Raw genomic sequence first — 23,640 nt, 5'->3', positions numbered from 1 at the left:
AATTAAACTATGAGTATTGTTTTAGATAGTAAAGATATGGCGCAAATTGATCAGGAGTTTGCTGCCGAATCTCAAATCTGGCAACCACTAATGGCAGGCGCTAAGAGCGTTACTGCTGCTGATTTTGTGGGTGTCAATGAAGTACGGATCAACAAAATGGACGGCTTAATGCAACCGAAAGAATATGTTCGCAATGGAGATAATGCTCGGTCTAAGGTAAACATGACTAAAGAAACAGTCAAACTTACACATGAAGACTGGATTGGATACGATCTTGATGAGTTGGACACATCTGAAAACGGTGCATACCAAGTTGCCAATGTTGTTTCTGAACATCAACGCCGGGTAACTATCCCACGCCGTGACAAGGTGGCAATGCAGGTCTTAGCCGATAATGCTGGTAAAAACGTTACTGATACTGTCACGGCTAAAAATGTGTTGGATGTATACGACGATATTGAAGCATATATGCTTGATCATGAGATCCCAGGCGGATATGTCTTATTTGCATCTGCTGGCTTCTATAAAGCCTTGAAAAATGCAAAGGACATCGCCCGTTCATTTTCTGTAAATACACAAAACATCAACGGCATTGATCGGAGTGTTGCACAGCTTGACGGCGGTGTTCCGATTTTGCGCGTGGCTAAAGATCGCATTAGTGGTTTGGACATCGGGGGCACAGTTAACTTTGCCTTAACTCCATTAACTGCTATTGCACCGATTGTAAAATATGATGACGTTTCAGTTATTTCACCAGAAACAGACCGCAGCGGTTACCGGTACACAATCAAAGGCTTATCCTACTATGATGCAATCGTATTAGATAATGCCAAAGCTGGTATCTATACAGGTATCACACCAAAAAGTGATGGTGGCTCGGGAAAATAACACCGCCGACAGTCGGCAAGGTTAAGGTCGGCGCTGCCAGATTAACATAATAAGAAAAAGAGTGAATATATATGGCTGAATCAACGGGTACTGATACCACAGCTTAATGAGATAACGATGATGAATATGATTAGCGCGAGGAGATGATTCTTTATTAGGAAGCTATATCTTGACAACGGCAATAAACAGTTTAAATTTGCCGATACCACAACTGAAATATATTTGAATGCGTTCGATGATGGTGGTGCAGCAAACCTATCAGTAGATGCAAAGGTCAGAATTAAAAACGATTCCGGATATCTGTTGGGAATCAGTGCCAGTATCGCGGGATATCAGGCAACCATCACTAGCGGACAATTGGCTCAATTGCCAGTTGGAAGCTATCTGCTTGAGTTGTGGGACACCGTAAATGGTGGCACTGCAATCTATCCTAGTGATGGATTTTTAGCACTTAAAATCAACGAGAACGTCACTGGAATTTCTGGGGATCTAGTCAGCAGCATCACGGTTGACGACTTTATTCAGCAGTTCAGCGACCTAAGCCAACAACTAAAAAGAGAAGTATCAGATGCTGTTGGTGATGGTCTGAAAGGCGATAAGGGTGATGATGCCGTTATCAATATCGTCTCACAAGCAGAGTATGACGCGTTGACTGACAAGTCCGGCGTCTACTTCATTGAGGGGTGATTAAATGTCAATAATCAACGGTAAAGCGTGTGTTGTTGATGGTAAGCCGGTGGACAAGGTTTTCAGCAATGGCGAGCAAGTATATGGTAAGAATCTAGCTTCTGGTACTAATCAGGAATACGTGATGGGTTATGGCATCCCTAATACTGTCTGGCAAGACGGCTATGCTTACTTGAAATTACCATTAAATACTGCTGGTGAAATTCTTCCACAAGATCCACATTCCTTTTGGTATATGCTTACTAAAGGGACGACTTATACTCAAACAATATGGTTTGAGACTGATGCAACTGTCAAAGACCTGAGTGAGGCTCAAATTACATGGCATACCGGGGCAGGGCATGATTATCAACCAGCGAGGGTTCAAAAGCTAGGACAAAATAGCTATAAGCTTGTATCAACATACACGTGGCCGGGTAAAACATATAACAATGTACGATTGTTTGACATCGGAGGATCGAGTTCCGCTTTTGATTTAAGCACAGGAACATATTTGAAATTCGGTAAGTTGAAGCTGGAAAAGGGCAGTGTTGCTACCCCATGGACACCGGCACCAGAAGACGCATTAAATTAGCAGGATTAACGAAATATGAAAATTGGTTTACCGATGCTGCCGGTGTTATCAACGAAGATAAGAACGGTGTAGTTACTGGTGCAAAGGTTACTTTCACCGATAACACAACCGTGGACTTTTCTGTTAATAAAGCTACTAAATAACAGTGCTATGAGGCGTATTCCAAGTGCGTTTCAGTAGCTTAAACGTACGATCGCCCACAAAATGAACAATGAGGACGCCTAGTTCTGGCGGTTTCGAGGAGGTGCCGAATGGCTTATTTAACATTTGAAGAATATCAAGCGTTAGGTTCTATTGCTGATGATCTAACTGAAGATAAATTCAATAAATCAGAGGCTGCTGCCGAATCATTATTTGACATTGCGACCAAAAGCTTTTACCGTATGAACGATCTGGAAAGCGATGCTAAGTGGCGCAAAGACTTATTTAAGCACGCGCTCGCTCAGCAAGTTAACTTTTCAAACTATACGGGATTAACAACGCCTTACGAAGTGTCTCAAAGCAGTGTACAGCGTGTTTCTATCGGTCGGACTACTGTAGAGGGTGGAGATGCTGCAAAGTCCACTGTGGGTCGTTTGGGTATTTATGGAGTGGCATACACTTTACTAGCTCAAACAGGGCTTATGTATCGAGGTGTTAGTTCATGCTATTGATACCGGAAAGTATGGCCAAACAGCAGATAATATTAAGACGGTTTACAGGCCAATCAGGTGGAGTCTATCCCAAACCGACGTACGATGATCCGATCACCATTCAAAGCGTAGTCTTTCAACCACAAACAATATATACAGGGACGAACAACGACAGGCAGATAGTTGCCAATGCCGTTGTTTTTTTATACAAAAACATCTCTCAACCGATCCCTAAATTATCGAAGGCAAACATTGGTTCTAAGATCACATTTGAAGGCGACGAATACACCGTACAGAAGATCGTGGATAATCGCAATCCGTTTAGTAACGAACTATGGTCGTATGAGCTGGAGGTGCTTTAAATGGCTATTGAGGTACATGTAGACCTAACCGGCTTGCATCGTAAATTAAGCCGACAGGCACTTATTAGAGGGCGTAAAGCCTATATGAATAACGCACATCAAGCGATGGAGCAGTTTGTACCCAGGTTAGAAGGTAACTTGCGCAAAAGCTCAGTCATGGCATCAGATGGCTCATATATTGATTATGTAATGCCGTACGCCAAAGCACAGTTTTATGGCGTTGTTAGTGGGCATATGGTTCATAATTATACGACACCAGGAACAAGCAAGCGATGGGATCTAAGATTAAAAGCACGTAAAGACTTAATGCAGAAATGCAATGAGGCGTTTATTAGTGGAGCGGGGTGGAAGTAATGACAGATCTAAGAGAACAATTAGCTAAAAAAATTCAACAGAATTTGGGGTTTCAATTAGTTGCTGGCTTTCTTGATCCACAAAACAGCTCCCAGTTGGTATTAACGCGTCTACCAGGCTCACATATAGTTGATGAAGACTATGAAGGCACACAAGAGGTTCTTTATAACTTCGAGATCATTAGACAGGTTCCTGTGGGTGATTATAGCGCCTTGCAAGAAGCACAAAATCAACTTATCAGAATTAGTAACTATTTAGATGACTTGGACAACTTGGCATTAAAAGGGCAACCTCAACCCACAGACTTTCAATTTGTGGGTATTGAAGTCCAATCCGAACCTGCCGAGCTAACAATTGATATTCAAAACGTAAGATGTGGCCTTGAAATTGGGGTCACGATCATAAAAAACAAATATAGAAATGAGGAATAAATATGGCTGAAGAAATGCCTAAAAACATTGGTGGATTTACTTTAAACCATGAAAACAGATATGAAATTGACGTTCTTTCCCACAAGACACTAGATGATGTCGAGGAAGCAAAGTTCGTTCCTATTGCTGGTGGTGTTAATAATGTTACACCTTCGTACAATGAAACATCTAGTAATGATGAATACTACGACGGGGAAGGTTGGCAAACAACTGACGTTACCGCTAAGCGTTTGCAATTGCAATTTGCAGGACACCGCAAACAAGGCGATGAAGGTCAAGATTATGTTGTGTCTAAGCAATATTCAATCGGTCCTGATTTGAAGACGTTGTTCCGCTGGACTGCAACAGACGGTACAGTATTGACTAGTGTTATTAACATGTCTGCGATTGTACCTTCTGGTGGTGCACCAGGTGCAAAACAGACATTCTCGTTTAACGCCGATTTTGACGGAAAGCCAGATGTCAAACACCCGGACGATAACTCGGGAAAATAACAACCCCGATCGTCGACCAAGGCGCGGTCGGGGAGACCAAGCTAGAAAAGTAATTTAATTAAAAAACAGAGACGAGTAGAAGTGAGACGAAAAAGGAGATCAAAATAATGGTTTTAAAACTTAACATTGACGAGCAGATTCAAAATGAAGCCGAGATTACTATTGCAGGTCAAAACCGTACGGTTGCTTTTAACGATGAATTTCGTGAAGCAGCAATCGAAACGTTAGCTCAGATTAATGAAATTTTGAAAGATGTTGATGAGCTGATGAAGGAAGACAAGGACGGCAATTCTAAATTTAATGATCTTTCAGTTGACGAGCAAAAAAATAAATATAACGGCATGATGGCTCCAATGCGTGATTGTGCGATCGCTTTCTTTGACCGTTATTTAGGTGAAGGCTCGGGTCAGCAGATATTTGAACATTACCATTCAGACACCATGGCAATCATGAAAGCTATCGGTATCTTACGCGATCAGGCAGATGAATTGTTGGCAAATGATAATCGCGAAACTCGTCGTGCCAAAGAGAAAGAATACACGAAAAACGGTAAAGTTAAAAGTAAGCGGTGATGTAAGTGCTAAGCTTAACAGACAATTCGCAAGATGAGATCAAACATAACGGTCATGTGTATGTGCCTAACCTGTGTTTCGATAATGTCCTACAATTTTATAAGTTAATGGACGATGATGATGTAAGTCAATCGGACAAAGTGCTGTTTGCTTTTAAGTCTTTCTATGGGCAAGAAGCGCTTGAACATGTGGTTGATAATGAAGATACTGACTTTTTAATTGAAGCGGTGCAGATTGTGACTGATTACATTAATGAGGATCCATACGGACAATTTCAGACCGGGGCGGGTAGCGATACACCTAACCGGTCTTTTTCTTATATACAGGACGCTGAAATGATCTATGCGGGTTTTATGCAACAGTATGGTATTGATTTAGTTGAAGAACAGGGCAAAATGCACTGGGACAAATTTAAGGCATTATTGCATGGTTTGACAGATAAGACATTGTTCAAGCAAATCATTCAGATTCGTGAAACAGAAACAAACGATATTGAAGATCAAAAAGAGGTTCAGCACATACGTGAATTACAAGATTATTATGCGTTAACCGAAGGCATGTCCGTTGAAGACCAAGCACAATCACAAGATGATATATTTGCCGGTATTGTTGGTGCAGTGGAAGGAGGTTAGACATGGCAAGCGATGGAAGAATAAGAATTGATATAGACATGGCCGTTGATAAAGCCATGCAAGAGGCTAACAAAGTTGACAAGCGCCTTGAATCAATCGGTCAAGGCACTGGCGATCAGTTAAGTGAAGATTTCAATGCGAATGCTGAAAAGGTATCTGATAAATCAAGCTCAACTTCTAAGAAAGTCCAAGATGATTTTTCAGATCCTGTTAAACAAAAACTAGAGGCTGATGACAGCAACTTAAGCGAGAAAGTCGCTAGTGCTAAAACCTCACTTGAAAAGCTCCCAGATGAAGAAATAACGCGTCTGAGAGCAGATGCTGAAGAGGCAGGTATTACCGACTTTGACAAGCTGTTGGAAGCTTTGCCAGAAGAAGAGATCACTGAACTTTTAGCCAAAGCACAAAAAGGGGAAGTCGTCGATTTTGACGAGCTTTTAAGTTCATTACCCGAAGAGACACGTACTGCACTGTTAGCCGATGCCGAACGTGGTGAAGTCACTGGCTTTAATGAACTGATCGACGAAGTGCCAAAGAAAAAGACTACCAACTTAAAAGCTGATGCCGAAGAACATGGCATTGTTGACTTCGATAAATTACTTCAAAAACTGCCTAAAAGTGTACGCACCAAGTTAGAGGCTATGGCTGAAGAAGACGAAGTAATCGACTACGAAAAACTTTTGCGGTCCATACCGACTAAATATCTGACAGAACTTGAATTGAATGACAACGCAAGTGAAGGCTTACGTAACATTCAGAATGAGGCCGAAGAAACAAAAGGCAAGTTCAGCAGGTTAAAGGATATTATCAAGGGCTCGTTTATCGGTGGTGCAGTCTTGCAAGGTGTATCTGCCATTGGCGGATACCTAAAGGATACAGCTGGAGAAGCAATGAACGCTTCTGATGCTATGCAGGGTTTTCAAGCCACGATGGAGTTAGCCGGCAAAAGTAGCAAAACAATTAAATCAGTTGGCAAGGACGTTAAGGAGTATGCCGATACAACTGTTTATGATCTGAAAGACGTTTCAAGCACGACAGCCCAGTTAGCTGCGAACGGCGTTAAAGGCTATGAAAAACTAACCGAGGCGGCTGGGAACCTAACTGCGGTTGCTGGCGGAACGAAGGATGATTTCAAATCCGTCGCTCAAGTCATGACCCAAACTGCTGGTGCTGGTAAGTTGACCACAGAAAACTGGAATCAGTTAACTGATGCGATCCCAGGCGCTTCTGGCAAATTACAAAAGGCCATGAAGAAAAACGGTGCCTATACTGGCGACTTCCGTGACGCGATGGCAAATGGCAAAATCAGTGCTGGCGAGTTCGATAAAGCTATTGAAGAGCTTGGCATGACTGATAAGGCTAAAAAGTATGCCAAAGGGACTGCTGCGTTTGAAGGTGCATTTGGTCACTTAAAATCTGAGATCGTTAATGGCCTGAAAGCCATAATCGACGCTATCGGCAAAAGTAACATCACCGGCGCAATTAACGGTCTAGCTGGGGCAGCTTCTAAAGCGTTTGGGTTGATCGTTAAAGCGGTTGGACCAGTTAAGCGTGCGTTTAGTGACCTCGGTAAAATTATTTCACCGATTGGAAAAATAATTGGCACGATTGCAAAAGGTGCATTCAGTGTGTTTGCTGATATTATCGGTGACGTGGTAGATGGTATAAAGTCGCTCAAAGATAATGCAAAAGACAGTGAAGGCCCAGTCAGTAGCATTGCTAAAGTGCTTGAAAAAATGGCCGGACATCAGAAAGCTTTAATGTTAGTTGGTAAGGCTATTGGATACATTGGTACTTCCATTTTTGCATTAAAGGGTGCAGGCAAAGTCTTGTCCGGCGTTTCGTCGGCAGTTGGTGCATTAACAAGATTGCCAAAATCTATTGCTTATAAGCTTAATGTAAAGACAAAGGCAGCTAGAAAGGCTATTTCAACCTTTGCCACATACGTCAAAAGAGCTGGCGGTGGTATAAAAAAAGCATTGAAATGGAGTGCCAAAGTTACCGCAAAAGTTGCTAAAAAAACGGTACGCGGCTTGGGAAAAGCTTTTAGAACTGCTGGCAAGGGTGCTAAAAAAGCACTTCGTTTTACAGCTCACATTGCAACAAGTGCAGCCAAAAAGGCAATGAGTGGTTTAGTGACTGTTGCTAAAACAACTGGTAGGGGTATACGTCTTGCGTTTAACTTTCTAAAGGCCAATCCGTTTGTGTTGATCGTGTCAGCAATTGCTGCGGTTATTGCAATTTTGGTCGAACTATATAAGCACAACAAAAAATTCAGAAAATTTGTTAATGGCATTGTTAAATCGGCTAAAGCTATTTTCTCAGGTGTAACTAAGTGGTTCGGTCAGATGTATAAAGGCGCAGTTAAACACGTTAAGAACCTCTGGAATGGCACTAAAAAACACTTCTCTAATGGATGGAGAAATGTCAAGAAATGGACTAATAATGGCAAAAAAGCCGTTGCTGATCGCTTCAACGACATGAAAAAGCGTGCCACAGGTGCAGCTAAATCAATGTGGAAAACTGCCAAAAGAGATTTTAAAAATGGAGCTAACACTAGCAAGGCCATCACCAAAACTATGAAGGACGTTGTAAGTGGGCATTGGGGGAATTTAGGCAAAGATATTTCTCGCATAGGATCTTCTATTAAAAAAGGTGCACATGACCACTTTCGAGGTATGTATAGAAGCTTGGATAAACTTACCGGCGGTGGTTTGGGTAAGCTGACCAGGGCATTTAGTGGCTTTGGTAAAGGCGTCAAAAATGTCTTTAAAGGAATTAAAGATTCTATTAAAAAACACGTTAAGAATGGTATTAACGGCGCTATTGGTTGGCTGAACAAAGGTATTGGCGGTATTAACAAAATAATCCACACCTTTGGTGGTTCTAAACATGCTATTCATAAAATCAGAAAGTTAAAAACTGGTGGTTCTGGTTATCGTGGTATTGCACAAGTTAATGATGGTAACGGTGAAGAGGCTATCCTCAAGGGTGGCCAAGCTTATAAAGTCACTGGTAAGAATGCTTATGTCAATTTGGAAGGCGACGAAACAGTCGTTCCACATGAGGCCTCCCGCTCGATGTTTGGTGAATCTATCGCACATTATGCAGGTGGTTCAAAGAATTGGCTCAGCTCATTGACTGGTTGGGTTAAAGATAAATGGGACGGTATCGTCAATTTTATCAAGCATCCGATTAAATCGCTGGGCAATGTCGTAACTAATGCGATGGGACGTATCAGAGGCTCGGAATTGGTTACTAAAGTTACACCGGCCTTAGGTCATGGCTTAGTCAAAGGTATTTCTGGCACATTCGTTAAAATGCTTAAGAAGTTGAAGAATAAACACGATGAAGACAAAGATGCACCAAAAGGCGCTGGTGTACAACGCTGGAAAGGCCAAGTAAAAGATGCCTTGAAAGCCAACGGTTTGTCTACTAGCTCTGGCATGGTAAACAAAGTCTTGCGTCAGATTCGCACTGAATCAGGTGGGAACGAAAAAGCCGTACAAGGTAACATCGGGGATAAGAATAATAAAACTGGTGACCTTGCTAAAGGCTTGATGCAAACAATTAGCACTACATTTAACGCCAATGCGTTTAAAGGACACCATAATATATTTAATGGTTATGATAACTTGCTTGCTGCTTTACGTTACGCGAAAAAGCGTTATGGCTCTAGCCTGTCGTTTCTAGGCAATGGGCACGGCTACGATAATGGTGGATATGTTAAGAAACCGCAGATTGCCTCACTTGCTGAACATAACCCTGAATATGTAGTCAATGCACGAAAAGACAGCGCTGATGGTTTGTTGATGGATGCCTTGAATGAGCGTGCAGCGTTTGCACCTAATTCGTTGAGTGCCAAGATTGCCGGTGTGGTTAGAAGTGTACAAGCTTCCAACGGAACAATGGTACAACCAACACTGACCGGCTCTAACAGTCAATCAAATAACCAAGAGATCGTCATGCACGATTATGGTGAGAAACTGGATAGTCTCGGCAAGAAGTTGGACGCTATCGTTGACAAGCGTGTCACAGTTGACGGCCAAAGTTTTTCAAAAGCATATGAGAACTATGGATCAGTTCAGCGCGTCCAACGCCAACAATTCAATGATAGGGGGTTAGCAATCAATGCCAACATCTAATAAAGATTACGGCTTTACTTTTAATGGGCATCATTCATCAGATTTTGGGTTGAAAGTCATGTCCGATAAAGCTGTTACTTTGCCTGCTAAAAATAAGGTCACAGTTCAACTACCGTATGCTAACGGTGTGATTGATCTATCAGATATATATGGTAACAACTCGTACGGTGAGCGAACAATCACCGTTTCATGCCGATTATATTCAGGCAGACTTGATTATATGGCAACACAAAATATGTATCACGTGATTGCCGATTGGCTAATGGGAACAAAAGGCAAGACAAAGTTAATTGATGACGCCGACCCTTACCGTTTTTATTTAGCCGAAGCTGAGGCCGCACCTACGATCACAGAAGGATCCGTTTACTCAACTATTTCAGTAGTGTTTCAGTGCTATCCATTCTTGTTCCATCCGAATGAATACAATGAGCTTTGGGACACATTTGACCTTATCAATGGAGTCATGCAACCAACTGAATATGACATAAGTGGATCTGAAAGCATTGTGCTGGTTAACACTGGTGAAGCACCAATTAACTTAATTTGCGATGCTATTTCAGATTTCAGATTAAATATTGATGGTGTCATTTGCCATATTTCAGCAGGCGTGACCGATAACATGGACGTCCAACTTCAACCTGGTGAGAATCACATCAAGATCACTGGCAATGGCACGCTCAAGTTTGACTGGACGGAGGAGGTGATCTAGTGGCACGTGGTTTTCAGATCATACTAAGGCAAGGGTTGAATGCCAAACAAGATTTTTCTTTAAATTCAGACACATTGAGCGGGCGGAGACTGATGTCGGCAGTTGTCACTAAGAGTGTGGATAGTTATCCAAGTTTCACATTTTCACTGGATCCGTCACATCGGGAGTATGCAAATATTTTTCCATATCAATCTTTTGTGAGAGTTTACCGTCCGGACACTCAAATTATGATCTTTGAAGGGCGTGTTTTAACTTCAAACGATCAGATGGATAGCTCAGGCTCAATCAGCAAAGAAGTGACATGTGAAGGGTTGGAAGGCTTCTTGCACGATAGCACGCCACCATTTAAAGAGTTTCACAACACCACGATCAAAGAATTTTTAAAGTGGCTGATTGATGAGCATAATAAGCAAGTAGAAAATTTCAAACAGATCAAATTGGGTAAAATTACCGTCACGAACAGCACTGATAATGTCTATCGTTTTATCGACGAAACCAAAGACACATATGAAAACATCAAAGAAAAGTTAATTGATCGCCTTGGAGGCGAAATCAGAGTCCGCCATGAGAATGATGGGCTCTATTTAGATTACATGCCTCAAATTGGCAGTACAAACAAGCAAAGCATTGTTTTGACACAGAACATGGTCTCACTAGCTCGTTCAGTTGATGCGCAAAGTGTTGTGACGGTGCTAAAGCCTTTAGGAGCCACACGGGAACCAGCAGAGGGCGAAGCTAGTTCAGATAACGCAGAAGTTGCCTATCCTCGGTTGAATATTTCAAGTGTCAACAACGGCAGTCTTTTTTTGGAAGATAAAGCATTGATTGCACAATTTGGACGGAAAACAGCCACGCAGGTGTGGGACGATGTGACGACTGCAAGTGCTCTACTTTCTAAAGGCAAAAAGTTCCTTGCAAGTCAAGCTAACATTAACATGCAGCTTCAAGTTGGTTATGTCGATTTGGCATTTATCTCACCCAGCAAATTTTCTATGCTTGATTGTGGGGACACCGTACATGTCAATAACAAACTTCAAGGCATCGACATGGAGCAACGCATAACTGGTCTAACATTGAATTGTTTGAGCGTCGCTAATTCATCACTCACATTAGGCGCTAATGCGATGAATGGTTCCACTTATGAAGCTATGTTGAACAAACAACGTAATGCTGAAAGTAGCAACTTTCTTAATAAGCTGAAGGCTTATCAGTGGTCGCTTGCCAATGTTTCTGAACAAGTCAAGAACAAGGCAACATCGACAGACATTAAAAAATTGCAAGATCAGATCGACAAGCTTAATCAAGGGAGTTGGACAGCCGGCACGCAATTTATGGACATCTCAGATTATCAAAGCGCCTTTACTCAACAAAATTTTGACACGCTTTACTCACAAGGCATTAAAGGTGTGATTATCAAGCTAACACAAGGTTCGGAAAGTGGGACTGCTTATGTTAATAGGTATTTTGCCAACCAAAAAGGTTATGCAGTCAACGCAGGCATGAAGTTCATTGGAACTTATCATTATCTCACTTCAACCAGTGTTGCTAATGCGCAAGATGAAGCTAGATGGTATCTTAAGCAACTTCAAGCAAACAACATTTCTAAAAGCACCATCGTGGCGTGTGATGTTGAAGATGGAACTTTATCCAGTGATACAACGGCGCTGACTAATGAAGTTAAAGCGTTTAATAAAGTGCTGTCAGACGCTGGCTACACTAATACGGCCGACTATAGCTCAAGCTCGTGGATGGGCACGCGCTTCACATCACAGTCTAAGTACAAATGGATAGCTAGTTGGGGTATTTCTACACCGCCACAAGGTGCAGACGCTTGGCAATATAACAACACGTTTAATGGAATATCGCTTGATGTGGATAAGTCCTACAATGAGGCATTTATTTAGGAGGTTTTTAAGTGACAAATTTAAAAAGAGAAATAGAATTCCCTAATGACTATGATAAGAAAAAAGTTGATTCACGGACACAAATTAGAAGTAATGCAATTCGTGATTATAAAGCAGCGCGTTATGGTGGTGATATACGTGAGGCAATGGCAGATGGTGTTGATATTAGTAGTGTAATTGCTACGGAAGCTAATGATAATAGCAAAAGCGCTAAGTTAATCGCAAACGGCACTCAGAATCGTTTCGACGCCCAAATCAACGGTCAGGACAAGGACAGTGAGAGCAAAGACGCCCGTGTCTCCAAGGCAGATGGCAAGACGTACAACATATTGAAAGACCGCCTAGACGCGATGGACAAGAAACCGCAGCAGGCAGTGGATGACCTGGAAATCGGCGGGACTAATTTGCTTACCAATTCGGACGTGTGGTCGACAAATGACGACATCAAATTTTATAATAATGACTTGAGCATAGATATAGCTGCCTTCGTGGGTAAGCGCCTCACGCTGTCTTTTCAGTTTGATGTTGATAAGGTAACCTCAGTATCTGGTTTGAGCAGAATGTTGTTGTATATGAGTTGCTATAGAGATGATAAAAAGCCTGCCGCGCGTAATTGCTGGAGTAGAACTTTTAAAGTAGGTGATAGTTTCCATGGGCGTATCAGTAACACGATTACAATACCTGAAGGGACTAACCGCATAGGCAGTATTGGAGTGAAGTCTAAAGGAATCAAGGGAAACAATTTAAAGTTTGGTCGTCCCAAAATCGAACTAGGCACTAAAGCTACCGACTGGTCACCAGCACCAGAAGACTCACACCACCACCAAGCTTTCAGGAAAGGTACACGTTTCTTTGCACATCGAGGCGCACAATCAATTGCACCAGAAAACTCTTTGCCAGCAATCAGAAAGGCTGTCAATCATGCTGGCGTCGAAATTGACATCCACTGTACATCTGATGGACGCTGGGTAGTGATGCATGATGGCACTGTTGATCGCATGATGAACTCCACTGGTGCAATTAGCTCATTCACTTTTGCTGACATCAGAAAATTAAGACTTGATGCTGGGAATAGGGTAGATAACCAAGCTGACAAAGATTTGATTATCCCTAGCTTAGAAGAAGCTTTGAGCATTTGTAAGGACTACCAGCTGATACCGGTGGTAGAAATCAAAGTCAATAGTACTGACAAGTACACTTCAGATAATTACGATCAGCTGGTCACTATCATCAATCGCTTTGGCATACAAGATGAAATGATGTTTATCTCTTTCAATCTCAACGCCCTGAAGGAAATCAAGAAACGCATGCCGTTAGTTGAAGTTAGCTATTTAGTGAGTGATATCACTGCCGATACTATGGCACAAGCGCAGCAGTTGGGCGTCAATAGTGGCATAGACAGCAATTACACTGGTAAAGGTGTTACGCGAAACAATATTATCAAGGCACATCAAGCTGGCTTGAAAGTTGGCTTGTGGACTACTAAAGACGACAGTAACCGGCAAAGCTTGTTAAATCTTGGTGTTGACTTTATCACTACCAATTCTCTAAGCGGTGAAAAGCGCTTTGCCGATTTAGATATGCAGAACCACTGGGCAAATTATGGCGGTGGTTATCACAGGTCTTATGTACAAGAGGCGTCACCAGGCGTCATTATGATTTACTTCAACATATTAAACACGAGCGGTGTCATTGACACTAAAGGGACGCCTTTCGCAAAGATACCCGATTGGGCAGTGCCAACTTACAACCTTTGGAACGGTTGCTATGTAAGAGATGATAGCGGTGTGTTTGCCTCAACCTTTGATGTAGTCGGTGATGAGTTGCGTGTCGGCCTTAACTGGAATAAACGCAAAGGCTCAAACGGTTGGATATCCGGCAATGTTACTTACCATGTTTAGGAGGTGGCAAATTGGTTAAATTCACACAGGCTCAAAAAGATGAGTTTGACAAGCTTTACATGCGTAAGGCAGAGCTAAGTTCGTTCGACGCAATCACAGAAATACGCAAGCATGAAGCACAATATCCAGTGCTTTATTTTTATCTCTTTGGCGCTGAAGATAATTGTGCCAATCAGGATAATTTCGCATTGGTGTGGTTGGACGCAAGTCAAATAACAGTCGAGATTGAAACTTATTATTTGATAGTTTTTGCTGGGATGTATGTTTCACTGGATCCAGATAATAAGGTTTGTTTTACCGAAAAATATGACTTCACGATAGCATATCAAAAGAAATTCACACAAAATGAAATTGATGATATGCAGAACAGACCAGAATTTAGCGGACGTATTAGTTTGGACGCTTGTAAGGTGACGGTTGAACAGGACGACAAGGACAACCCGCTAATTATTGACAACCCACCAGAAACCGATACAGACGATTCTGGGGACGATAGCGAAGATGTAGATTCAGACGACGACCCTAAAGTAGATAAAGCTGTCGCTGATGAAAGTGAGCTAAAAGAGTAAGAAGGTGTATATATGGCATATGAGAAACCGTGGACAATAAAACAGCGATTTGTCAAGGATCGGAATATCATTAGTAAGACATCTGGCACAAGCTAGGTGCTATTTTTATGCAGAAAAAAGGAAGAAGGAATTAAATTGACACCAGTAACAACAGTACCGTTTCACAATTTATTATTGCAAAACATGAGAAGTATGGTCGATAACAAAATGATAATCGTTTTTCTAATCGTGATTATTCTAGACATTTTCACTGGTTATGCTAAATCATTCCTAGCCGCGGATACAATGGCTAAGACGCAAAGCACTAAAGGGCTTAACGGATTGATCAAACATGGATTAGTAATCTTGATTATTTTAGTTTTGTATCCTTTGATGACTGCGATGGGTTATGAAAGCTATGCTGATATAGTTGTAGCATTCTATATCCTCAATTATTCAATCAGTATTTCAGAAAACTTAGGACAAACAGGGATTCCAATTCCTAGTTGGTTAAAAAATAGATTAGCTAAACTACAAAAGGACTATGATCACAGTGATAAGGGAAAGGATGACAAATAAATGAGCTATCCAAAATTTATCGATGTTGCAAGTTATCAGCCAGACACTCTAGCGTATTTTCAGGCTGCTAAAAACATGGGAATTAAAGCCGTTATCGTTAAGCTTACCGAGGGTGGCACTGGTACAAAGTACGTCAACCCGAAAGCAACTAACCAAATTAAGAACGCTAAGGCTGCTGGATTGATTGTTCACACCTATCATTTCCTGAAAGCAACGTCAGACAATGACGCTCGTGGAGAATGTCGCTATTATGTACAACAGGCTAAAGCACGTGGTATTGGCGCTAGTTCAATTATGGCTATTGATGTTGAAGCTGGGAACTTAACACATAATAAAGCGGCACTGACAAGTTATATCAACAGCTTTACCGATGAGTTACACAAGCAAGGCTATCCTAACATTGCAATCTACTCTAATACTAGTTGGTTCAATACTCGCATTGACCGCAGCAAAACAATTGCACGTTCGTTCTGGTGTGCCGCATATGGTGTTAATCAACCAGGCATTGACAATGCAGCAGCATGGCAATATTCGTCCGATATGATGATTGCTGGCTCACGGACTGATGTTTCTTATGACTTTACCGGCTTCTATACTGGTGGAGCTAAAGGGACAGCTACATCTACTGCTAACAAGCCTGCTACTAAACCAACAGTTAAGCCAGCTAGTTGGGTAACTAACAATGTTACCTATAAGCTTAAAACGGCTGTTAAGCTCCGCAAGGGTGCTTCAACTAGTTCTGGTGTATTAACTATTTTACCAGCTGGTAGTATCGTCAAAACTGATCGTGCTATTATCCAAGGCGGGTATCGTTGGGTACGTCAGCCAAGATCAGGTGGATATGGCTACTTTGTGACTGGCCCAGCTTCTAATACCCTAGAATATGTAACAACAGTAAGTAATGCAACTAAACCTGTTACCCGAGTTTATGTAGTTAGATCAGGAGACAATTTATCAGTGATTGCTAAAAGGCTTGGTGTATCCACTAGTTATCTACAATCTAAAAATGGTATCAAGAATGCTAATTTGATTTACCCTGGTCAAAAAATTTATTATTAATGATATACTAACAAAAGGCGGATCAATGTCCCGCCTATGTTGTGATTTTTGCGCTCACCTTTCCCGGGTGGGCGTTATTTTTTTGCAATTTTTTGAAAAAACTTACTAAAAATTTTTGGCGCAATATCTAGTATTATGTTTCTAATTTGTTATATACAATAACACTATATAAAGTATAATTCGTGTTTTTAGACGGTCTCTACTATGCTTGACTTACAATAAAAAACTGATAGTATAACCTTAACGGTACCTCTTGCACCTCTTATTCTTTTGAATAATGTGGCCCAAAGAGGTCTTTTTATGTATGATCAATAAAACAAAGGGTAATTATGAGGGCATTTCATGAAAAAGATTACATCGATCGAAAACAAAATAAAAATTGGCACGACTAATCCCTTTAAAGTTTATTGTGACAGTGGATTAAAGTTGTTTGTTATGAAATGTCGAAATGAAGGATCAAATGGAAAATCATTGTTTAACGAGCTTGTGGGCTACCGAGTTGCTAAAGCTCTCTCATTGCCAACTCCCGATTTTGAAATTGCTAGATTATCCCAAGAGCTAATTGATCGTACTCCTGCTTTAATGTCTATAAAAGCTGAGCCTGGAGAATGTTTTATATCAGAATGGATAGACGGTATTACAGGTGGCCTGCCAGCTCACATGAGAAGTGCGAGTAATAAAGAAGACTTTCCTGGTATACTTTTTCTAGATCAGCTGCTTATGAATGTTGATAGAGGAGGGAATCGTGGTAATTGGCTGCTTGAAAAGAAAACAAAAAACATAACGCTTATTGATTTTGGATATATATTTAGGATTGCACAAATTTGGGATAAAATTAGTTTAAACCAGGATATGATAACACCTCCAGTTTTAATTAAAGAATTAGATGAGGAGTTGTATCAGAATTTGGTTTCACAAATTACAGGCGATTATCCCTTTTCAAAAATTGAACGAAGTGTTAAAAATCTCACCGATGAAACAAAGCAAAGCTTTCTTGAGGGTATACCATCAAGTTGGAATATAAGCTGCGATGATTTATTAGCAGCAAAAGAATTTCTTTATTTCCAATTTGATCATTACCAAGATATAATTAATTCGCTTAGTAAAAAATTTAAACTTTGAAGAAAGGGTGTGAAAACAATGACCAAACAAGTAAACATTTATTATTCTGTATTGCAATATATTCCTAGTTCAATCAGAGGTGAAGCATTAAACGTTGGGATTGCTTTTCATATTCCTAAATTTCAGCGTTCTAGATTTGTCTCTGTAAGAGATAAAAGGAGAGTTGCTGCTTTTGATGACGAGTGGGATAAAGATTTTTTTGATATTTCAATGGAGGCATTACACGAAGATATTGATTGGCCAACTACTGGAAAGCTTAAAAAACAAACTTTAAATGTTGATTTTCCTAAAAACTCACTTTTAGAGAAAGATTCAAGTGATTATTTGTATAGCAAGACAAATTATTTGGTTAATGAATTTAAATTTAACAATATAAATACTTTAGTTTCGAATAGAAATGAAGTTTTGGAAGATATGGAAAGTTTAGAAAAATCATATTTGTATTATGATCGTCCTAAGAATAATAGGATAACAACAAATGAAGTTAAGAAGCTTTTGCAAAAGTCTTTTAAAGGAAAGAAAGCTATCTCTAAACCTAAAATTGAGGGAGATTTCGGTGATAAATCGATTATCGATTATAAAGTGGATGATTATTATGTGAAAGTAACTTCTTTTGACTATGCAAAGAATGGCATAAGATCAAAAGAATTGAAAAGTTCTTTGTATGACATACAATCAGCTCTAAGCCATCATGATATTAAAAAAATTAAGGTTGTGGTAAATGATGGTTATGATATAGATCAAAGTCAAAAAAATATATTTTCAGTTTTTCAAAAAAGAATTGATGAGATGAATAAAAGCTTTGACTCTAATATAAAGGTTGAAAAGCTTAGCGAAGTGTTAGAAAAATCCTAATAGCCATAAAAGCCCCGGAGCAATCCGAGGCTTGTTTTTTTGACCCAAAAATTGACCCACACAAGATGTTATTTGGTGCTATCTATTTATATTGTATTAGTGTACAAGTAGCTTATTTACAGCTAATTACATTAAAATAATGTACTCTGGTAATTGTTCTTGAACTAGAGTAGAATACTAAATAAGAAATTTTGAAAAGCGGTGTCTTTTATGAATGTCAAGGAACTGTTTACCATGAAAACACTTTGGTGTATTGCATTTGGGGCGGTATTTTCATTTATCGTTCCAATTATTGGCGCAACGTTGGACTTGAATGATATTATGAAGGTAGGATTTATTTTATTAGGCACAAATATTGTCTACTCGATTATTTTAGGGCTCTTCGTAGGGGCTAAAAATATTTCATGGCTAGTACTTTTAATTTTTCCAGTGTTGTATTTAATTGGATACAGGTATTTTTTTGATGGCTATGCGTTATATTTTACGTTAGTCTATCTCGGCCTGACCTATCTTTCTTATGGGATCACCAAAGATTAAGAGGAGTTGCACGTTTGTTTATCGTTAGTAGACATGCGTGCTTTTATTTTAAAGAAAAAAGTTGTTAACTTGCGGGGGCAAAAAACACTTTCCTATTTTTTGTATCATGTTAATTGGATATACTGAGTTAACTTTTAAGTGTCCTTTATTTGAAGTTTATTTTGGGGTGAATGATTATGGAAAAAGAAACAATTTGGAGTGCCGAAGATGTACTCTCTATGTGTAGGGATTATATGAATCAAGAACATGTTGCTTTGGTACAAAAAGCATGTGATTTTGCAACATATGTCCACAAAGAACAGGTTAGAAAATCAGGGGAACCTTATATTATTCATTCGATTCAAGTTGCTGGTATTCTGGCAGACTTAAAGATGGACCCAGCTACTGTTTGTGCTGGCTTTTTGCATGACGTCGTTGAAGATACAGAAGTCACTTTAGGTGATGTGGGTGAACTTTTTGGCAAAGACGTACAAATTATTGTTGATGGTGTGACCAAGTTAAGCAAAATCAAGTATATTTCTCATCAAGAAGCCCAAGCAGAAAATCACCGTAAATTGTTGCTTGCAATGTCACAAGATCTACGGGTGATCATTGTTAAACTTGCTGATCGCCTGCATAATATGCGGACACTAAGCCATTTGCGCCCTGATAAGCAACGAAGGATCGCCAATGAGACTCTTGAAATCTATGCACCATTAGCTGATCGTTTAGGTATTAGTACAATCAAGTGGGAACTAGAAGATACTTCTTTGAGATACTTAAACCCTCAACAATATTATCGAATAGTACACTTAATGAATTCTAAGCGTACGGAGCGATTGAAGTACATTGAGCAAGTGATCGAGCAAATTAAAAAAGCGATCGCTGATTTAGATTTGAACTGCGAAATTTATGGTCGGCCAAAGCATATTTATTCGATTTACCGCAAGATGCGAGATCAGCACAAACAATTTGAGCAAATTTATGATCTGATAGCCATTCGTGTGGTCGTAAAATCCATTAAAGATTGTTATGCAGTTTTAGGCGCGATCCATACAAGATGGAAGCCAATGCCAGGGCGTTTCAAAGATTATATAGCTATGCCTAAAGCTAACATGTATCAATCGTTGCATACGACCGTTTTGGGCCCGGCAGGTCGACCTTTCGAGGTACAGATCCGTACGGAAGAAATGCATCAAGTTGCTGAGTATGGTATTGCTGCTCATTGGGCATATAAAGAAGGAAAAAAGGACGCTGTCAATTCAACGGATACTGGGGAAAAGTTAAACTTTTTCAAAGAGATCTTGGAGTTTCAAAATGAGTCCGAAGACGCTAATGATTTTATGGAAAGTGTCAAAGGGGATCTGTTTTCTGATCGGGTTTATGTTTTTACACCTAAAGGTGATGTTCTCGAGCTTCCTAAGGGATCAGTTCCGCTGGATATGGCCTATTCGATCCATACAGAGATTGGTCACCATACCACAGGAGCCAAAGTTAACGGCAAGATAGTTCCCTTGAATTATCAAATCAAAAATGGTGACATCGTTGATATTTTGACTTCACAAAATTCTGCGGGCCCGAGCCAAGACTGGCTTGATTTGGTCCATACTAATAAAGCACGTAATAAAATCAGACGTTTCTTCAAGCAACGAGATCGGACCGAAAATATCGATACCGGTCGTGATGTTTTACAAAATTCATTGGTGGATGCTGGTTTTGATCCACATGAAGTTTTAAATGATAAAAATATTGCTCGCGTTTTAGAGAAGAAGCACTTTAAAACGGTGGATGATTTATACGCTGCGATCGGTTTTGGCGAACTTACTCCGATCGGAGTCGTTAATGTTTTAGTTGAAAATATTAGACAAGAACAAGAAGAAAAAAAGCGCCAGCAACAAGAAAAAGAACTTCTTGAAGAGCATAAATCACTCAATAATGAACATAAAAGCAATCCAAAAGCGAAGAAGACTACAAATAAAGAAGATAGCGTAGTTATAGCTGGGATCGACAATATGTTGGTCCGCTTGAGTCATTGTTGTAATCCGGTTCCTGGTGATGACATCGTTGGTTATATCACCAAGGGACGCGGAGTTTCAGTTCACCGTGTGGATTGTCCAAATGTTAAGAACGAAGAAAAAAATGGAACTAGGTTAATTGATGTATCTTGGAATAATATTCCTGAAGAACATCCGTTTTATGATACAGACTTAGAGATCGAAGGTTATAATCGTTCAGGTCTGTTAAATGATATTTTGCAAATGGTCAATAATTCAACTAAGAATCTTAATTCAGTAAATGGCAGAGTGGATAATAATAAGATGGCGATCATCAATATTACAGTTGGAGTCCGTGACACCATTGAATTGCAAAGATTGATCGATAATATTAAGCGGGTTTCGGATGTATATGTTGTTAAAAGAGTGATTCATTAATACTGTTTTGAAAGGAATGTTATTTTTGCGAGTAGTTGTGCAAAGAAGTAAAGATGCTCAGGTTGAAATAGCCGGAAAAGTTGTCGGGCAAATCAGCCATGGTTTTGTACTCTTAGTTGGTTTTACAGAAGGCGATGGAGAAGATGAAATTAAATACTGTGCTAATAAGATCGCTAAGTTAAGAGTTTTTAGCGATCCTGATGGAAAGATGAATCAAAGTTTGGCTCAAGTTGGCGGCAGCATTTTGTCTATTTCACAATTTACATTGTATGCAGATACAAGAAAAGGAAATCGTCCAGGTTTTTCCAAAGCACAGGATCCAAAAATCGCAGAGCAAAACTATGACTTGTTTAATAAATATTTGGCTGATTTTGGTTTAACGGTCGAAACGGGAGTTTTTGGGGCTGATATGCAAGTCAGCTTACAAAATGACGGACCAGTCACGATTATTTATGATACAGCAGAACTTTAATTCAGATCTATAAATGCAGAAGTAAAACCCGTTTCAATATTTTGATTTTAAAATGAAGAGGTGATGTTATGGCATTGATTTCTTTAGAACCTGAAGCTCGCCAAGTTTGTGAACGTGCTAGCTCGAAAAACTTTGTTCCTACAACGATTACGATCAATGTAATCAGAGAAAGACTGGCTTTCGAACAGCGAACGCCTGTTTATTTGCATAAAGTGAATGTGACTTCCGAAATTTTAGATTTGGGATCTGACCTCGGACAAATCAAAGTCCATCTTCTTTTTCCTCCAGATTTAAAGCCAGGTGAACATTTGCCCATAGTTTTTTATATTCACGGTGGTCAATTTATTGCCGGTGACGAATCAAGTTATCATAAGTTAGTGAGTGAATTAGCGGCTAGAAGTCGGGTGTGTTTAATTTTTCCTGAGTATACTTTGGCTCCAGAAGCTCAGGCGCCAGTACAACAACGACAATTGTTGGCGGTTTTCAAGCAACTGCCCAATTTCGCGGGTAAATATGGTTTAGACCTTGGACGTTTGATCCTAGGGGGCGACGATGTCGGTGGCGGTCTGGCAGTTTCTTTGGCTTTGCAACAAGTACAAAAAATTAAAATTTATAAGATGTTTTTGTTTTATCCAGTGGTTAATCATAATTTTGATACGTTTTCATATATTAGTTTTGCGGGCGGCTATTATTTGACGCGGGAACAGATGAAGTGGGCTTGGGGCAATTTTTTGGGACCTGATAACGATGGTAAAACGAAGTATAACTCACCTCTGTTAGCGACACAGGCTGAAATGGCGGCATTACCGGAAACCTTGATCATAACAGCAGAAGCTGATGTTGCGCGGGACGAAGGCGAAGCTTTGGCTAGAAAGATCCGCGATGCTCACGTTAAGACGGCGCAAATCAGAGTTCAAGGAACAATTCATGATTTCGTATTGAAAAATGAGTTAGATAAAACAGATGCTTGTCGCCTGGCAATGAATGTTGCCGTTGATTGGATCAAACCCTATATTTAATTTTTCTTGAAAGGAAGCTGCAAATGCATTACCGCAATTTTTTTTGGGATTTTGACGGGACGCTTTATGATACTTACCGAATCATGCCGCTTGCTTATCATGAGTCGTGGCATAATGCTGGATATGAAGTTTCTCAAGTTGAAGCTTATCAGATAATGCGCTTGAGGTCACTGAGCCAAGCCTTTATATATCATCAGACGAAATATAATATTTCTGATTCTAAGTTAATTGAAATCAGAGAACAATATAAGATCATTGAAAATAAACATTTTAGTGAAGTTAAACGGTTTGCTGGAGCAGCTGAAATACTTAAACAAGTGTCAGCCGCAGGCGGAAAAAACTTTTTATTGACACATCGTGCAAATGGGGCTGTCGAGTTATTAAAACGTGATGATCTGAAAAGGTTTATTTCAGGAAGTATTACTGGCAGGGATAATTTTCCACGGAAACCAGCACCTGATTCATTGAACTATTTGCTAGATAAGTTCAAGTTAGAACGGGCATCTGCAATAATGGTGGGCGATCGTCGTTTAGATATCAAAGCAGCGCATAACGCTAAAATTGCCGGCGCATTGTTTGATCCTGATAATTTAATGGCTCATCAAAAGATCCATGCTGAAATTAAAGTGCACTCACTAAGCGAGCTGATAAATTCTGTTAGCTAGATAAAAATTTATTTTTATAGCAAAAAGGGCCTTGCCACTACGTGCAAAGTCCTTTTTTTAAGGTTCTTTATCAAGTGGTACTGATGAA

General features: G+C 40.0%; 25 protein-coding genes. All 25 read left to right on the top strand.

Annotated elements, in window-relative coordinates:
- Positions 1-9 precede the first annotated feature (9 nt).
- The 25 genes from FC65_RS00395 to FC65_RS00280 all read left to right on the top strand — a co-directional run bounded on the left by FC65_RS00395 (position 10) and on the right by FC65_RS00280 (position 23,552).
- Positions 10-888 carry a hypothetical protein gene (locus FC65_RS00395; protein WP_056971114.1) on the top strand — a complete coding sequence of 293 codons (879 nt, stop codon included), beginning with the start codon at positions 10-12 and terminating at the stop codon, positions 886-888.
- A 222-nt stretch (positions 889-1,110) separates the two neighbouring features.
- Positions 1,111-1,575 carry a hypothetical protein gene (locus FC65_RS00390; RefSeq protein WP_235803043.1) on the top strand — a complete coding sequence of 155 codons (465 nt, stop codon included), beginning with the start codon at positions 1,111-1,113 and terminating at the stop codon, positions 1,573-1,575.
- 4 nt (positions 1,576-1,579) lie between these two features.
- Positions 1,580-2,149 (top strand): hypothetical protein, encoded by a 570-nt coding sequence (locus FC65_RS00385; RefSeq protein WP_056971112.1) that lies wholly within the window; start codon positions 1,580-1,582, stop codon positions 2,147-2,149.
- The gene (locus FC65_RS12235; RefSeq protein ID WP_156408549.1) at positions 2,116-2,292 is read left to right on the top strand and encodes a hypothetical protein; all 177 of its coding nucleotides are present in this window, start codon (positions 2,116-2,118) and stop codon (positions 2,290-2,292) included. The genes FC65_RS00385 and FC65_RS12235 overlap by 34 nt, the downstream gene beginning before the upstream one ends.
- Before the next feature lie 108 nt (positions 2,293-2,400).
- Positions 2,401-2,802, top strand: a complete 402-nt coding sequence (locus tag FC65_RS00380) for a head-tail connector protein (protein ID WP_056971111.1) — start codon at positions 2,401-2,403, stop codon at positions 2,800-2,802.
- A complete protein-coding gene (locus FC65_RS00375) occupies positions 2,793-3,143 on the top strand; it encodes a putative minor capsid protein (RefSeq protein WP_056971109.1) in 351 nt (116 codons plus the stop codon). Before FC65_RS00380 ends, FC65_RS00375 begins: the two co-directional genes overlap by 10 nt.
- Positions 3,144-3,497 (top strand): minor capsid protein, encoded by a 354-nt coding sequence (locus FC65_RS00370; RefSeq protein ID WP_056971107.1) that lies wholly within the window; start codon positions 3,144-3,146, stop codon positions 3,495-3,497. It begins immediately after the preceding gene.
- Positions 3,497-3,928, top strand: coding sequence for a hypothetical protein (locus tag FC65_RS00365; protein ID WP_056971106.1), 432 nt, complete (start codon positions 3,497-3,499; stop codon positions 3,926-3,928). The genes FC65_RS00370 and FC65_RS00365 overlap by 1 nt, the downstream gene beginning before the upstream one ends.
- A gap of 2 nt (positions 3,929-3,930) precedes the next feature.
- Entirely contained in the window at positions 3,931-4,422 is a 492-nt protein-coding gene (locus FC65_RS00360) for a phage tail tube protein (protein WP_056971104.1), read from the top strand.
- Between the two features lie 107 nt (positions 4,423-4,529).
- A complete protein-coding gene (locus FC65_RS00355; protein ID WP_056971102.1) occupies positions 4,530-4,994 on the top strand; it encodes a hypothetical protein in 465 nt (154 codons plus the stop codon).
- Between the two features lie 5 nt (positions 4,995-4,999).
- Complete coding sequence (locus FC65_RS00350; RefSeq protein WP_056971099.1) at positions 5,000-5,626, top strand: Gp15 family bacteriophage protein; 627 nt, start codon at positions 5,000-5,002, stop codon at positions 5,624-5,626.
- Between the two features lie 2 nt (positions 5,627-5,628).
- Positions 5,629-9,771 (top strand): tape measure protein, encoded by a 4,143-nt coding sequence (locus tag FC65_RS00345; protein ID WP_056971097.1) that lies wholly within the window; start codon positions 5,629-5,631, stop codon positions 9,769-9,771.
- Positions 9,758-10,480 (top strand): phage tail domain-containing protein, encoded by a 723-nt coding sequence (locus tag FC65_RS00340; RefSeq protein WP_056971096.1) that lies wholly within the window; start codon positions 9,758-9,760, stop codon positions 10,478-10,480. Before FC65_RS00345 ends, FC65_RS00340 begins: the two co-directional genes overlap by 14 nt.
- Positions 10,480-12,384, top strand: coding sequence for a phage tail spike protein (locus tag FC65_RS00335; protein ID WP_056971094.1), 1,905 nt, complete (start codon positions 10,480-10,482; stop codon positions 12,382-12,384). Before FC65_RS00340 ends, FC65_RS00335 begins: the two co-directional genes overlap by 1 nt.
- A gap of 11 nt (positions 12,385-12,395) precedes the next feature.
- Complete coding sequence (locus FC65_RS00330; protein ID WP_056971092.1) at positions 12,396-14,285, top strand: glycerophosphodiester phosphodiesterase; 1,890 nt, start codon at positions 12,396-12,398, stop codon at positions 14,283-14,285.
- A gap of 11 nt (positions 14,286-14,296) precedes the next feature.
- Entirely contained in the window at positions 14,297-14,854 is a 558-nt protein-coding gene (locus FC65_RS00325) for a hypothetical protein (RefSeq protein ID WP_056971091.1), read from the top strand.
- A gap of 135 nt (positions 14,855-14,989) precedes the next feature.
- The gene (locus tag FC65_RS00320) at positions 14,990-15,412 is read left to right on the top strand and encodes a phage holin family protein (RefSeq protein ID WP_056971089.1); all 423 of its coding nucleotides are present in this window, start codon (positions 14,990-14,992) and stop codon (positions 15,410-15,412) included.
- The gene (locus FC65_RS00315) at positions 15,413-16,471 is read left to right on the top strand and encodes a GH25 family lysozyme (RefSeq protein ID WP_056971087.1); all 1,059 of its coding nucleotides are present in this window, start codon (positions 15,413-15,415) and stop codon (positions 16,469-16,471) included.
- Between the two features lie 342 nt (positions 16,472-16,813).
- On the top strand, positions 16,814-17,593 hold the full coding sequence (locus FC65_RS00310; protein WP_056971085.1) for a HipA family kinase: 780 nt from the start codon (positions 16,814-16,816) through the stop codon (positions 17,591-17,593).
- 18 nt (positions 17,594-17,611) lie between these two features.
- Entirely contained in the window at positions 17,612-18,448 is an 837-nt protein-coding gene (locus FC65_RS00305; protein ID WP_056971083.1) for a DUF3037 domain-containing protein, read from the top strand.
- Positions 18,449-18,658: 210 nt separating this feature from the next.
- Positions 18,659-18,985, top strand: coding sequence for a hypothetical protein (locus FC65_RS00300; RefSeq protein WP_056971081.1), 327 nt, complete (start codon positions 18,659-18,661; stop codon positions 18,983-18,985).
- A gap of 176 nt (positions 18,986-19,161) precedes the next feature.
- On the top strand, positions 19,162-21,396 hold the full coding sequence (locus FC65_RS00295; protein WP_056971079.1) for a RelA/SpoT family protein: 2,235 nt from the start codon (positions 19,162-19,164) through the stop codon (positions 21,394-21,396).
- A 25-nt stretch (positions 21,397-21,421) separates the two neighbouring features.
- Entirely contained in the window at positions 21,422-21,868 is a 447-nt protein-coding gene (gene dtd / locus FC65_RS00290; RefSeq protein ID WP_029605165.1) for a D-aminoacyl-tRNA deacylase, read from the top strand.
- Positions 21,869-21,936: 68 nt separating this feature from the next.
- A complete protein-coding gene (locus tag FC65_RS00285; protein WP_056971077.1) occupies positions 21,937-22,887 on the top strand; it encodes an alpha/beta hydrolase fold domain-containing protein in 951 nt (316 codons plus the stop codon).
- 23 nt (positions 22,888-22,910) lie between these two features.
- A complete protein-coding gene (locus FC65_RS00280) occupies positions 22,911-23,552 on the top strand; it encodes an HAD-IA family hydrolase (RefSeq protein WP_082618887.1) in 642 nt (213 codons plus the stop codon).
- The last annotated feature ends 88 nt before the right edge of the window (positions 23,553-23,640 follow it).

Source organism: Ligilactobacillus acidipiscis DSM 15836 (assembly GCF_001435755.1).
Classification (GTDB): Bacteria; Bacillota; Bacilli; order Lactobacillales; family Lactobacillaceae; genus Ligilactobacillus; species Ligilactobacillus acidipiscis.
This window is presented reverse-complemented; position numbering and strand designations above follow the sequence as displayed.